We start from the raw sequence: 13,404 nt of genomic DNA on the forward strand, positions 1-13,404 counted from the left end.
CTTGGGCTTGGGCTTGGGCTTGGGCTTGGGCTTGGGCTTGGGCTTGGGCTTGGGCTTGGGCTTGGGCTTGGGCTTGGATTCGGATCCGGATCCGGATCCGGATCCGGATCCGGTCCCGGTCCCGGTCCCGGTTTCGATCTCGATCTCGATCTCGATCCCGATCCCGATCTCGGGATCGGGATCGGGACTGTCACATGAGGCCCGCTATCCCCTCCCTTCTCCCGCTCGCGGGGGAAGGTGCCCGAAGGGCGGATGGGGGGCTTTGGCTTTGGCAGTCAAAGAATCACAAGGAGCGAAAGCACGAAGGTGCAAAAGCAGCCCCCCTCCGGCGCTTTGCCCCCGCCCGAAAAAAAAAAGGCGCGGCCCGGGACCACCAGGACGCGCCATGCAGAGAGAGCCGCCCGGACCACGGGCTGAAATGCTGTTTTTCTAGTTAGTCACAGCGCCGAGGGCCGGGATCGAGCGCAGCGCAATCCCAGCCAACCGGCCATTCAACCCGCATGCCGCAACCCGGCCGTTACCAATCTCCAATTCCCCGGGTCCTCACAGATAACGCGACCAAAGCACCCCGGCACTGGCCGGCGCCGCAGGCAAACCGGGGCTGCCGCCGCCACAGACCGGCAGCAGGTTCAGGCCATTGCCATGAGGCACCTCCAGCGAGATGCCACCGGCGGAAATGGTGGTATCGGCACGCTGGTTGCTGCCCACGGTAAGGCTGCCGTGGATGGTGACCACCGCACCGGTAGTGGACAGCTGTTTGCCCAACAGCACGCTGCCACGCAAAGTCCAGCCCGCCATGGTGGCGCCCTCCTCGGCGATGACCGCGGCATTGGCAATGGGCAACCCGGTGTAGGTGGTGGTCTTGCCCTGTGCGTCGGTGCCTTCCCAGGTCACGAACGCGGACCGGCTGGCGCACAGGTTGGTCGGGTAGAAGTCCCCACCGCAGACGCGGCTTGCGCCGGCGAAGTTGGGCGCTATCAGGTCCAGGTGGCCGGAGCTGCTCAGCACCACGTCGCCGCCCTTGTTGACCAGAGTGTTGAGCAGATCGACGGTGGTACCACTGATGGTCAGTTTGGAGTCGAACCACAGCACGCCCGCTGGCATCTTCCGCACGCCTTCCAGGTACCAGCTGCCATCGGCCTTGCGGGTGGTCAGGCAGCCCCGGTCGTTGCCGTTGATGCAGGTCATCAGTTCCTGCAGCAACGCCAGTTGCGCGGGCGATGGATTGCGCAGCGGGTACACGCCATCGATGGAACTGCCATCGGCGCGCTTGACATGCTGCACCGTCAACTGCGGCAAGCCGTTGACCGATTCAAAAAGGTAGTTGGCCATGCCCTTGTAGTTGTTGGCATCCACCGGCTTGACCCGCGCATCGCACCACGGCAGCCCCGGCAGGCCGGGATTGGCCCCTGCCTGCCCCGCCAGCACGTTGGCAATCGGCGAATTGAGCGTGCCAGCCACCCGCCCCGAACCGGTTACCCGCACCTCGCGCGCGCTCATGTTGCCGCCGACGCGCAGTTCGCCGACGGTGCCGGACACCGCGTCCACATGGCCGCCGGCCCACAATGTGTCGTAACTGCCACTCCACCCCAGGATCGAAACGCTCTGTCCCCACAGCTGACGCGCCCAGAGCGTATGCAGGCTGACCACGCCGCCCGTCACCGACGTCGATTCGAACGCCAGCACATCCGGCAACGCGGCGCCTTCCGGGCCGGTATCGCGCTCATCGCCGAGCCGCTCGGCGCCAGCCGCACCGGAAACATTGCCGGTGGCCGGGTCGATGACCAGCTTGCCCAGGTCCAGCACGAAGCGGCTGCCGTCATCGAGGCTGACCACCACCCGCCCGCTGTTGAACGGCACCACCGTGCCACGCGTCCACGGAATGCCGCCGCTGACGGTGGCGTCGATCAATCTGCCACCCACCTGTGCGGTACCGATGGCCTTGCCCCCGCTGTACACCACCGCGCTGTAGGCGCCGGCCTTGATCGCGGCATAGTTGCCGCCGCTCACGCCATTGCCGATATCGACGTTGCGCCCCCACAAGGTGGTGCCACTGGGGTTGCCCATGTGGTTGATGCGGATGTCGCCTTCGGAATGGATATGGCCGTTGTTGGTGATGCCGCCGCCGCTGATCGAGACATTGCCCTTCATGCAGCCGGAGATGCGTGCGCTGGAACCGCCGCCGATGGTCAGGTCGCCGGCCACCACGATGTTCTCGTAATCCACCGGGTTGACCACTTCCAGCGAGCCGCCGCTGTAATTGAGGTTGCCGTTGAACACCATCGGCGCATTGGGCAGCGAGTGACAGATTTCCGGTGTCGCCGGACTGCCGCTGCCGGGTGCGACGTCATAGATCACTTCGACCGTGGCGGTGGTCAACGCCGAACCCACGCCGGCTTCGCCGGTGACGCGTGCGGTCACCCGGTAGTGCTCGCTGCCGGCCGATTCCACTGTGGTTACCACCGCCTGCTTGACACCCAACGCACCCATCCCGGATACCGGCTTGGCGTCGGTGCCCACCCAGCCCGGCCAGACCGTTTTTTCCACCTGCAGCAGATACAGACGCAGCGCTTCCACTCCCCGCCAGGCCGCTGCCTGCGCGGCGGTGGCCGAGTGCGTGGTCAGCTGCTGCGACTGGGTGCCGCGCAACGCGTAGATGGTGGCCGCCACCGTCACCGACACCGCAAGCCCGACCAGCAACACGATCAGCACAGTGGCGATGCCGCGCTGCCGACGCGGCGGTGAAAACGTCGAAGGGAAAAACCGGTTCTTGTCCATGCGCATGCGCTCCCGGGTCATCAGATGGTGGTGACGGCAAGATTGGGCAGGCACAGCTGGAACAGGCCCGCACTGCCGTCATCGCGTTCCAGTGCCACCTGCTGGCCGACCGTGGCCATCGGCGAGACGGCGAAATCCTGCTGCATGTACGGCAGGCATTGACGCTCGGCCTTGAGCGAGAACACATAGCCCGGTGCCAGGCTCATCGCGCCGACTTCCCGTTCGGCGCTGGCATAGCTGTTGCCGTTCTTCTGTGCAGGAGTAAAGAAAGCGACGCTGCCGGCCATCAGTTCGCGTTCGTTGCTGGCCCACGCAGCGCCGGCAACATCACCGCAGGCTTTCGGAGTTAGTCGATACAAGCCTTGGCCATCCACCAGATGCAGGCCGGTGCAGACAAAGCCGGCGGTGGCCAGATCGGTCTTGTAACGCCACACCAGCTGCTTGCCGGATTCGCGCAGGGCCAACTTGCTGGCGAGCGCGTCGGCCTGCGGGACACCGAACCCGGCCGACTGCAGTTCCATCTGCGCAGCCAGCAATGCGGCAGATACCTGCCCATCGCGCAAGGCCGAGCGTGAGGCGTTGGCGGACACCTCGACCATGGTCTTGTACAGCACCAGCATCGCCGAGATGGTCACCAGCGAGATCACTAGGCCGATCATCATGCTGATCAGGCTCTGGCCGATCTGCGTGCCGCGCCGGGCGCAGGGAAAGCGACGGGCCGCCATGCTCATTGCCCCGACGCCATCAGCAGATCCGGGTCGCCCTCGCTGGCGCCACGGCTGCCCAGCGCGCTGGCCGATACTTTCAACTCGACCCGCTGCGGCGCATCGATGGCACGGGTGACACCGGCCATCGACACATTGGCCGTGGCCGCCTGGCACGCCACGCTGGCCTTGCGCGTTGCATCGGGCAAGACGATGTCCACATCACTTACCGCGCAGAGCCCCAGACCTCGACTCTGCAACTGGTCACGCAGGTGTTCCACCACCAGGTTCTCGACCTTCGCATCGCGCTGGCTGTTCATCACGTTGGCGGCCACATGCGCCAGGCCGGCGCCGATCAGGCTGGTGATCAGCACCCCCACCAGGGCTTCGAGCATCACGTCGCCACGCTGGCGGCGTTGATCAGAGCAGGTCGACATACAGCGGCTCCTGGTCGTTCAAGCCAATGGCAAGGCGGTAACTGCCAGCGGCGCTGCTGCAGCCGGCTGCCGCTGGCAGGCGCTGGCCACGATTGCCGAAAGCCACACAGGACAGTTCGTCAGCCGAAGCCTGCAGGGCGGCGGCATCACTGAAATCGGTGGCGTCAATGTGCTTGATGGCTGCATTGGCGGGCAGTTGCCCGGTCCACAGCACCGCATCGTCGGTATTGAGCACCTGCAGCGTGCGGCCATCGCGCTGGAGCCGGGCCGAGGCGTCATCGCCCGCGACCTGCCCCGGATTGCGCAGCGCGATCGCCCGCGTCTGCGACACCGCTTCCCACATCACGTTGCGCGCCTGCATCTGGCGGTTGCTGTCGATCCAGCTGCGGGCGAAGGGCGTGCCCGCAGCTGCCAACACCGCAATCACCGCCAACGTCACCATCAACTCGACCAGCGAGAACCCGGCGACGCGCCGGCTCATGGCCAGTCACTCACGCCGGCGCAGTTACCGGACACGCCGCGTGTGTTGTCCGCATCCAGGGTCAGGGTGCAGCCGCTGGCCTTGCCCATCGCACTGCCAGCCACCGCCTTGAGCTGGTAGCCGGCGCTGCTGGTGGCGTAGCTGTAGCTGAAATTGGCGCCCTTGCTGGACGGTTGCCAGCCCTTCTTGGCCACGGTTTCGCTGGCCGGATAACCCAGCGTGCGCTGGCGGAAGTTCTCCACGTTGCTGGACAGCGCCATCAGGTCGCTCTGCGCCACGCGGATCTTGCTGCGCAGTGCGTAATCGGCATAAAGCGGCAAGGCGATGGCCGCCAGGATGGCGATGATGGCCACCACGACCATCAGTTCGATGAGCGTGAAGCCCCGGGTGTTGTGCCGTTCCATTTTTCCCCCTGTAGGGCCTTGCAGCCCTTGTGCATCCGTCGTCCTGCGGTGCGGTGGTCCGGTAGTCCCGGGCATGCCCTCAGCGTGAAGGCGGCCCGAAAGTTGTGACGGACCGCAATTTACATTTAATGACAACGATGTCAATACTGGAGTAAGGAAGTGCCGTATGCGCATCTGCGACAATCCCGCGATGGACGTAAGACTGGTCTTCTGCACCTGCCCTGACAGCGGTAGTGCCCAAACCCTGGCCCACCACCTGGTGGAGCGCCGGTTGGCGGCCTGTGTGAACTTGTTGCCCCCAATGCAGTCTGTGTACCGCTGGCAGGGACAGATCGAGCAGGCCGAAGAGGTCCAGCTGCTGATCAAGACCTGCGCCGACCGCCTGGACGCATTGATGTTGGCCATCACCCAGCAACACCCGTATGAATTGCCGGAGATCGTGGCGATCTCCCCCAGCGCCGGCCTGCCGGCGTACATGGACTGGATCCGGGCGCAGACCCGGGAGGAACACTGAATCGATGATGCTGTTGCGACGTTTTACCGCCCTTTGCCTGCTGTCCCTATGCGCGCTTCCGGCGCTGGCCGTCAACGAGAAAGACCTGCTGCCGGTCGACCAGGCCTTCGCGCTGCAGGCCACCGCGCCCAGCCGTGACCGCATCGAGCTGCGTTGGGACATCGCGCCGGGCTATTACCTCTATCGCCACCGCACCAGCGTCAAGGCCGGGCCGGAGTTCACCGCCGGCACGCTGCAGTTCCCCAGGGGCGAACAGAAGCACGACCAGTTCTTCGGCGACGTGGAAACCTACCATCGCCAGCTGCGCGCCACCCTGCCCGGCAGCGCCCAGGCAGGCGCCCAGACCGTCACGCTGGAAGTGCGCTACCAGGGCTGCGCCGATGCAGGCGTGTGCTACCCGCCGCAGAAACGCAACATCGAAGTGACCTTGCCCGGTGCCGCTGGCGCTCCAGCCGCCGCACCGGCCAGCAATGGCGCCGCCGCACCGATGTTCAACCCGCTGGCGGCCAATGGCAGCGGCCTGAAGCTCCCCGGCAGCACCGCGGTACAGGGCCTGCCGCTGCCTTCGGAGCAGGCATTCGGTTTTGAAGCCATTGTCGATGACGGCAACCGTCTGCTGCTGCGCTTTACCCCGGCCCAGGGTTACTACCTGTACCGCGACCGCACTTCGATGACGCTGGAAGGCGCGGCCGGCATCCGCACCGGACGCCCGCAGTGGCCGGCCGGCCAACCGTACCGCGATGAGCATTTCGGCAACGTGGTGGTCTATTTCGACCAGGTGGACGTGCCGGTGCCGTTGCGCCGCGACAAGCCTGATGCCACCGACGCAACGCTGGTGGTCACCTTCCAGGGCTGCCAGACCGATGGCATCTGCTATCCGCCGATGACCCGGCGGGTGAAGCTGGCGCTACCGGCCGGCAAGGTCTCCGCGCGCGAGGAGGCCATCGTCGCGCCGCTGGTGATTCCGCCGCTGCCCAGCGGCAAGAAGGACGCCGCACCGGTGCTGCCGGCGGTTGATCCGTCCAGCGCGTTTGGCCCGCAGCCGCTGGTGGTGCGCCCGGACCCGGGCGCGCCGGACCTGACCCAGCCGGCACCGGATGCATCGGCCGAAAACAGCCAGCGCAGCCAACCGCCGGCCGAACAGGACGATGGCCATTCGCTGGCGTGGATCCTGCTGCTGGCGCTGGCCGGCGGCCTGATCCTGAACCTGATGCCGTGCGTGTTGCCGGTGTTGTCATTGAAGGTGCTGGGTGTGGCGCAGAGCGGTGAGAGCCGCCAGCACGCCCGCAACCATGCGCTTTGGTACACGCTGGGCGTGCTGGTGGCCTTCAGTGCGATCGGCGGCCTGGTGCTGTCGTTGCGTGCGGCCGGACAAGCGGCCGGCTGGGGCTTCCAGCTGCAGCATCCCTGGTTCATCGCCACCTTGTTCTACCTGATGGTGGCCGTGGGCCTGAGCCTGAGTGGTGTGTTCACTCTGGGCGGCAGCGTGGGCGGACGCGTGCAGTCGCTGGCCAACCGCAACGGCGCTGTCGGTGACTTCTTCACCGGCGTGCTGGCCTGCGTGGTAGCCAGCCCGTGCATCGCACCGTTCATGGGCCCGGCACTGGCCTATGCGTTCACCGCACCGCCGCTGCTTGCGATGTTGGTGTTCCTGGCTCTCGGCCTGGGCCTGGCCTTGCCGTTCCTGCTGATCGGCTTCGTGCCGGCGCTGGCGCGGCGCCTGCCCAAGCCGGGCGCGTGGATGGAAACGCTGAAGAAACTGTTGGCCTTCCCGATGTACCTCACCGCGATCTGGCTGCTGTGGGTACTGGGCAAGCAGCGCGGCGTCAGCTCGATGGCCCTGTTGCTGACCGGTGCTGCGGTACTGACATTGGGCCTGTGGTGGTTCGAACGCAGCCGCTGGCACAGCCGCAGGTTCGGCATGGTGCTGGGCGCGCTCATCGCCGTGCTGGCGCTGCTGGTGCCGGTGTTGGCGGTGAACCGCATGCCGCCGGCCGCTGCGCAGGCCGTCACCGCGGGCACGGTGGCCTATTCGCCGGAAATGCTCGACCGCCTGCGTGCCGACAACCGCGTGGTGTTCGTCAACATGACCGCCGACTGGTGCGTGACCTGCAAGGCCAACGAGCGCGGCGTGCTGAACCGGGATGCGTTCCGCGACACGCTCAAGCGCGTGGACGCGGTGTACATGCGCGGCGACTGGACCAATGTCGACCCGCAGATCAGCGCCTTCCTGGAACAGCACAAGGCCGTAGGCGTGCCGCTGTACGTGGTGTACGGCCCCGGCGCGCCGCCGCGCGTGCTGCCGACCGTGCTGACCCAGCCCATCGTCGAGGACGCGCTGCTGCGCGCGGCGCGCTGACATGCGGGCTGCGACGTGGTGGGTAGCCGCAATTGCCGCCGTGGCCGGGGTGGTCGTCGGCGTGCATTACATGCCCACCAACGTCGACCTGCCGGCGCGCATGGAAGATCCATCGACACCGCCGCCGAGAACGGCGGTGCAGGCCGCAAAGCCGGGCGACATGCTGCCGGCCTTCAGCCTGCCAGACCTGGACGGCATGCCGGTGGCGTTCCCGGATCGCTTCAAGGGCAAGCCGCTGTTGATCAACGTGTGGGCCAGCTGGTGCGCACCGTGCATCGAGGAGATGCCGGAACTGGCGCGCTTTGCCGCCAGGCATGCCGACAACGGCCCGCAGGTGGTCGGAGTCGCGTTGGATACGCCCGAGGCGGTGCAGGATTTTCTTGGCAACGTGCCGGTGTATTACCCGATCGTGATCGAAACGCCCGGCCCGGACGATGCCAGCGTCAAGCTCGGCAACACGCAGGGGCTGCTGCCTTACAGCGTGCTGGTGGATGCGCAGGGGCGCATCCTCAAGCAGAAGCTTGGGCCGTTCAAGGCCGGCGAGATCGAGAGCTGGGCAGCGACGCCGTAGCAGCCACGCAAGCAGCGACGCTGGAGGTGCTGGAGCGGGTCGGACGCTGTCCACAAGTGCGCCCGATTACTGCTCCTTGACACCTTGCATGTCCGGACCGGAGGCTAGTGCAATGAGTATTGACCTCACCCCCCTGAATCTCCGAGAGCTGAACGCGCTCATCCGCGCCGCGCAGCAGCAACACCAGGCACTCAGTCGACGCGAGTCCCCCGACAAAGTGCGGCGCAAGCTGATCACCCTCGCCCGCAACACCGGTTATACGATCGAGGAGTTGTTCGGGCCAGCCATCGCTCCGTCACAACCGGCAGCCAAAGCCGCGCGTCGTCGCAAGGGTCCGAAGGTGAAGCCCAAGTACCGCGACCCGGAAAATCGTTACAACACCTGGACTGGCCGCGGTAAAACACCGCTCTGGCTCGCCAACAAGATCCGTTTTGGCCACACCGTGGCCGACTTCCTGATTCCCGGCGTGGCAAAGCTCACCCCGAAGGAAACCGTACTGACGGGCAAGCGCAAGCTGTTCAAACAGCCCTGATCGCCCCACGGTCCAGGGCAGTGACTGCCCTGCCAACCACCGGTGTGAAGCGGAGCCACTGCGGACCTGCACCCGCACCGGAGCGCAGCCGGATTACGCACGGGATGCTCGCTGCAACCATCTCCCGAGGCGCGGTGCCGACTGATCCAACACCCACAACCAGAACGCGGCGCCCCATTCGCTGTTGTCGATAACGGGAACACATCGCCCTATTTGAAGTAACGGCACGATCCCTGTGCCTGTGAGTACCACCGGCCTGCTTCAGGAACGGGCTTTCCAGCGGCGACGCGATTGGGGTGCTCGGTGTGATCGCCGAGACCTGCACAAACACCGTCAATCCCCTCGAACTCGCCATCGACCACTTCGATGAAGCACTACTCACAGTGGCGTTCCGTGAACATCTCGCAAGAGAGACGCGCGCCCGCGAATGCATTGCTTTCAGGCCCGATATCCGACCAGTCCCAATCACCGAGATCGTGGATCTCGTCGCGTATCCGAAAGAGTTCATCCGTGTTGCGTGCCCCAGCACAGACGCGCCATCGTGGCCGCGCCAAGGCGCCACGCTCAAGGCCACGACCGTGCTGGCGATGCTGCATTGGCCGGGCTTGAAGCCGTCGCACCCACGTACTCGCGTGAGCGATGACAACGCTTTCGTGGAGAGCCTGTTCCGCACTGCCAAGTACCGCGCCGGATATCCGACCGATGGGCTTGGCGGCATGCGGGAAGCTGGCGAATGGGCGCATCGTTTCATGCACTGGTACAACCACGAGGATCGACACAGCGGCATCGGCTACGCGAGCCCGACTAAGGCGCCCGGTCCGGTCACTCTCAGCCCTGCCGTTGCAGGCATGACAGGCATGAAAGGAAGAAGGCGCGCCCTCTTCACTGCGAAACGCGCCGCTCCACCCTCACGCCCGCGCCAGCAATGCTTCCAACGCCGGGCGATGCTGCGGCTCGAAATGCTCCAGGACGGCCATGCCCCCCAGACGCACCGCCTCGTTCAAGGGCTCGCTCACCTGATCCAGCCTGCCCAAACCCCATAGCGCCCTGGCCACGCAGATGCTGGCCAGCGGCTGGCCAATCGATACGCACCAGGCACGTGCCGGCGCCACCACCTGCAGGCAGCGCGCGTATTGGCCCACCTCACACAGCGCGTCGGCCAGGCCAGTGCGCAACCACTGGTGGAAATCCGAATCAGCCTGATGCCGAGCCACCAACGCCTCGGCGAGCGACCACTCATCCAGCGCCTTCTGGCGGTGCCCCGCCACGCCGGACTCGATCGCCCGCTGGGCCAGCATCTCCGCCCGTTTCAGCGATCTGTTGCTCGTATCAGCCGACATCGTGATGCTCCTTATCACTCGGGAAATCCAACCCGGGCCGATGCACGGCCCGCTGCCTTGCACACTACTCAATCCACGCAGGCAGTACCGGCTGGACGCCCGAACTCAGGCGCTTGAACTCTTACCCAATCCTCCGTGAAAGCGGGGTGGAACCCGCTTCCGCCTGCCCTGCGGTGACGCACCCTCTTCGCCAGCCAGCGCCTGCGCCAAGGCCCATGGCGTCAACCGGATATCCGAGGTCTGTTCCATCAGCGCCACAAACCAATCCACGAAGCAACGCACGCGCCCGGACAGATGCCGGCTGCCCGGATACAACAGGCTGATCGGGCGCGGCGCGAACGACCATTGCGGCAACACCGGCAGCAACCGGCCCGCGCGCACGTGCTGTGCCACCGCGAACGGCGCACCCGGACAGATCCCGGCACCGGCCATGCAGGCGGCCATCGCCACGTCCGGATCATCGAAGACAATGCCATCGCTGCTGGAGACATGCGTTTGCGCGTCAATGGATTGCAGCTTCCAGGTGAACGGATGGCTCTCCGCCGGGAACCAGGACAGCCGCGTGTGCCCGTGCAGATCGTCAGGCAACCTCACGCGCGGATGCAACGCCAGGTATTCCGCTGACGCGTACAACCCCAGTTCGATCTCGCACAGCTGGCGCGATACGTTGGACGAGTCCTGCAGACGCCCGCCGCGTATCGCGCAATCGATGCCATCTTCGAGCAGATGGCTGATCCGGTCGCTGGCCCCCAGCCGCAGCTGGATCCGCGGATGCAGGGCATGGAACTCATGGATGCGTGGAGCCACTATCCAGCGCGCCACCGATACCAGCGCTTCCACCCGCAGCCTCCCGCGCGGTTCGGCCGCGCCTTCGCGCAACCCGCCTTCGATGTCCTCGATCTGGTGCAGCACCGACCGGCACTGGTCCAGGTAGGCCGCGCCGTCCGCTGTCAGGTTCAACGAGCGGGTGGTCCGGTGGATCAGGCGCACGCCCAGTTCCGCCTCCAGCGCCGCCACTCGTTGCGAGACACGCGCCTTCGGCAAGGCCAGAGCATCGGCCGCAGCGGTGAAACTGCCGGCATCGGCCACCGCGACAAAGGTCGCCATTGCGGAGAGCTTGTCCATGTTCTGGTTCAACAAAATTGAACAAAGAATCATGTTTGCACCCATTTTTCGACCAATCAACGGCGCCTACGCTGATCACTCCGCACCTTCCCCCTCACGGAAGCCTGGCCTTGATCCACTGCGACTCCACCCTTGGCGCCTGCACCCTGCCCGGAACCGACGACAGGCAAACCCTGCCGTCTCCCGCGTTGAAGACCGGTCTGGCGATCCATTACTTCGGCGACCCGATGTGCTCGTGGTGCTGGGGCATCTCGCCGGCGACCGCGGCGCTGGCCAGGTTCTGCCACGATGAGGGCATCGCCTTCCGCATGACCATGGGCGGCCTGCGTGCCGGTGGGGGCGACCCTTGGAACGCACCGTTCAAGGCCTTCCTGCGTCGGGAATGGGAGCACATCAGCCAGGCTACCGGACAACCGTTCAGCTACCGCCTCCTGCAACGCACCGCGTTCAATTACGACACCGAGCCTGCCTGTCGTGCCGTGGCCAGCATCCGGGTGATGCTGGAACAGACCGGGCGTGACCCTGCATTGCAGCTGTCCTTCTTCGCTGCGGTGCAGGAGCGTTTCTACGTGGAGGGCGACGATCCAGCCACCGTTGCCTTCTATCGGGAGCCCTGCGCCATAGCCGGGGTGGATTTCCAGGAGTTCTCGCAACTGTGGGAATCGATCCAGGCACGCCTCGCGGTTGCCGAGGATTTCGGTCGATGCCGAAAGTGGGGGGTGAGCTCCTTCCCCACCCTTGCCGTCGAGAAGGAGGGCCGCCTCAGTGCGTTGGCCGTTGGCCACATCGGCGCACAGGAGCTGGTGAGCCGCGCCCGCCAGATACTCCAGCTGGCTTGACCGGGCACGGTCGTCAGCCGCCCCCGATGCCAGGAAGCCTCATGCCCTTCCTCCTGCAGGTCGACTTCCCCTATCCCGGCCCATGGGCAAGGCCTTGCATCAGGAGGTGGACGAAAACAGGGGTCAGAGTCGAGTTGTTGAATACCTGACGCAACCGCGACCCAGCGGTTTCTGGACGTTTGGCAGAGTCGACACCGTCACCCGGCGTCCGATCCCAACCGCGCCACTCACCGTCGCCAGAAAGAAGAAGGCCGGCATTGCTGCCGGCCTCCTCGCTTGAACACTTCACAGTCGCTGGACAGGCTTTTGATCCAATTCCGCCCCGCAGGACTTAAGGCTTCAACAGAACCTTGCCTTTCCTGCCCGGCAGCAAACTCGCCTTCGCCGCTTCGGCTGCATCGGCCAGGCCGTAAACCGCCTGCACAGGCAATGTCAGTTCGCCGCTCATCACGCGCGTAATCAGTTCGCCGACGAGCCGGCGCTTGTTCTCCACCGACATCTGCTGGCTGACCTTGCTGCCCCAGAAGCCCTTGACCGTGGCCTGCTTGAAGATGACGTCGCCGGACGGAATCTGCATCGGCTCGCCGGCCATGCTGCCGAATGACACCAGCGTGCCGTTTTCGCCGAGCAGTGACAGCAGGTCCGCGCTGGCTTGGCCACCGATGGAATCGACGGCGGCGTGTGCCAGCGTGTCTCCAAGCAATGCATGGGCGCGCTGCTTCCAGTCGGCCTGCTCGGTGGACAGCACGTTGCCGATGCCGAGTGCCTTGAGTTCATCGACGCCGGCATCGCGACGCACCAGCCCGAGCACCTGCACGCCGCGCGCGGCGGCGAGCATGGCCAGGGTCTTGCCGACCGCGCCATTGGCGGTGTTCTGCACAATCCATTGGCCGGGTTCGGCCTGCAGGAATTCCAGCAGCATCAGCGCGCTGAGCGGCATGGCGATCAACTGCGCCGCCGCTTCGTCGGCGATGGCGTCCGGCACGGGGATGACCATGCGCGCCGGTGCGATGAAGTACTCCGCCCAGGTGCCATGCACCGAAGCAGACATCACACGCTGACCGACGTTGATGCCTTCAACGCCCTCGCCCACCGCATCGACGGTGCCCACCGCTTCACTGCCGCCGATGGCCGGCAACGTGGGCTTGTAGCCGTACTTGCCGCGAATGGTCCACAGGTCATGGTTGTGGATGGGCGCGAGGATCGTCCTGATCCGCACTTCGCCCGCGCCGGGCTGCGGCACCGGGCTGTCGCCCAATGCCAGCACGTCGGCCGGTTCACCAAAGGTGGTGTGGATGGCACTGCGCATGATGGTCTCCG

General features: G+C 65.7%; 13 protein-coding genes and 1 pseudogene. 6 read left to right on the forward strand and 8 right to left on the reverse strand.

Annotated elements, in window-relative coordinates:
* Positions 1 to 543: 543 nt before the first annotated feature.
* Genes LR961_RS16260 through LR961_RS16280 form a run of 5 tightly spaced genes read right to left on the reverse strand, consistent with a single transcriptional unit; the run spans position 544 to position 4,804 of the window.
* A complete protein-coding gene (locus LR961_RS16260) occupies positions 544 to 2,778 on the reverse strand; it encodes a hypothetical protein (protein WP_232150980.1) in 2,235 nt (744 codons plus the stop codon).
* A gap of 20 nt (positions 2,779 to 2,798) precedes the next feature.
* Positions 2,799 to 3,509, reverse strand: a complete 711-nt coding sequence (locus tag LR961_RS16265) for a hypothetical protein (RefSeq protein ID WP_232150981.1) — start codon at positions 3,507 to 3,509, stop codon at positions 2,799 to 2,801.
* Positions 3,506 to 3,919, reverse strand: coding sequence for a hypothetical protein (locus LR961_RS16270; protein WP_232150982.1), 414 nt, complete (start codon positions 3,917 to 3,919; stop codon positions 3,506 to 3,508). Before LR961_RS16270 ends, LR961_RS16265 begins: the two co-directional genes overlap by 4 nt.
* Positions 3,903 to 4,400, reverse strand: a complete 498-nt coding sequence (locus tag LR961_RS16275) for a prepilin-type N-terminal cleavage/methylation domain-containing protein (RefSeq protein WP_232150983.1) — start codon at positions 4,398 to 4,400, stop codon at positions 3,903 to 3,905. Before LR961_RS16275 ends, LR961_RS16270 begins: the two co-directional genes overlap by 17 nt.
* Positions 4,397 to 4,804, reverse strand: a complete 408-nt coding sequence (locus LR961_RS16280) for a prepilin-type N-terminal cleavage/methylation domain-containing protein (RefSeq protein ID WP_332311038.1) — start codon at positions 4,802 to 4,804, stop codon at positions 4,397 to 4,399. The genes LR961_RS16275 and LR961_RS16280 overlap by 4 nt, the downstream gene beginning before the upstream one ends.
* A gap of 166 nt (positions 4,805 to 4,970) precedes the next feature.
* On the opposite strand from LR961_RS16280, the gene cutA reads away from it, so the two are divergent.
* The 5 genes and pseudogenes from cutA to LR961_RS16310 form a co-directional block, all read left to right on the forward strand.
* Positions 4,971 to 5,318: a divalent-cation tolerance protein CutA gene (gene cutA, locus LR961_RS16290; RefSeq protein WP_232150984.1), complete on the forward strand. Its 348-nt coding sequence runs from the start codon at positions 4,971 to 4,973 to the stop codon at positions 5,316 to 5,318.
* A 7-nt stretch (positions 5,319 to 5,325) separates the two neighbouring features.
* Positions 5,326 to 7,677 (forward strand): protein-disulfide reductase DsbD, encoded by a 2,352-nt coding sequence (locus tag LR961_RS16295; RefSeq protein WP_269670794.1) that lies wholly within the window; start codon positions 5,326 to 5,328, stop codon positions 7,675 to 7,677.
* 1 nt (position 7,678) lies between these two features.
* Positions 7,679 to 8,248 (forward strand): TlpA disulfide reductase family protein, encoded by a 570-nt coding sequence (locus LR961_RS16300; RefSeq protein ID WP_232150986.1) that lies wholly within the window; start codon positions 7,679 to 7,681, stop codon positions 8,246 to 8,248.
* Between the two features lie 112 nt (positions 8,249 to 8,360).
* Positions 8,361 to 8,780, forward strand: coding sequence for an H-NS histone family protein (locus LR961_RS16305; RefSeq protein WP_232150987.1), 420 nt, complete (start codon positions 8,361 to 8,363; stop codon positions 8,778 to 8,780).
* 554 nt (positions 8,781 to 9,334) lie between these two features.
* Positions 9,335 to 9,589, forward strand: a pseudogene (locus LR961_RS16310) (integrase core domain-containing protein); the annotation flags it as partial.
* Between the two features lie 99 nt (positions 9,590 to 9,688).
* Here LR961_RS16310 and LR961_RS16315 read toward each other — a convergent pair.
* Both LR961_RS16315 and LR961_RS16320 read right to left on the reverse strand, forming a co-directional pair.
* Positions 9,689 to 10,120 carry a hypothetical protein gene (locus LR961_RS16315; protein ID WP_232151190.1) on the reverse strand — a complete coding sequence of 144 codons (432 nt, stop codon included), beginning with the start codon at positions 10,118 to 10,120 and terminating at the stop codon, positions 9,689 to 9,691.
* A gap of 105 nt (positions 10,121 to 10,225) precedes the next feature.
* Positions 10,226 to 11,245, reverse strand: coding sequence for a LysR substrate-binding domain-containing protein (locus tag LR961_RS16320; protein WP_232150988.1), 1,020 nt, complete (start codon positions 11,243 to 11,245; stop codon positions 10,226 to 10,228).
* A gap of 110 nt (positions 11,246 to 11,355) precedes the next feature.
* On the opposite strand from LR961_RS16320, the gene LR961_RS16325 reads away from it, so the two are divergent.
* On the forward strand, positions 11,356 to 12,084 hold the full coding sequence (locus LR961_RS16325; RefSeq protein ID WP_232150989.1) for a hypothetical protein: 729 nt from the start codon (positions 11,356 to 11,358) through the stop codon (positions 12,082 to 12,084).
* A gap of 331 nt (positions 12,085 to 12,415) precedes the next feature.
* Here the strand turns inward: LR961_RS16325 and LR961_RS16330 are convergent, their stop codons facing one another.
* Positions 12,416 to 13,393, reverse strand: coding sequence for a zinc-binding dehydrogenase (locus tag LR961_RS16330; protein WP_232150990.1), 978 nt, complete (start codon positions 13,391 to 13,393; stop codon positions 12,416 to 12,418).
* Between the last annotated feature and the right edge of the window lie 11 nt (positions 13,394 to 13,404).

The sequence above is a fragment of the Stenotrophomonas sp. SY1 genome (assembly GCF_021202945.1).
Classification (GTDB): Bacteria; Pseudomonadota; Gammaproteobacteria; order Xanthomonadales; family Xanthomonadaceae; genus Stenotrophomonas.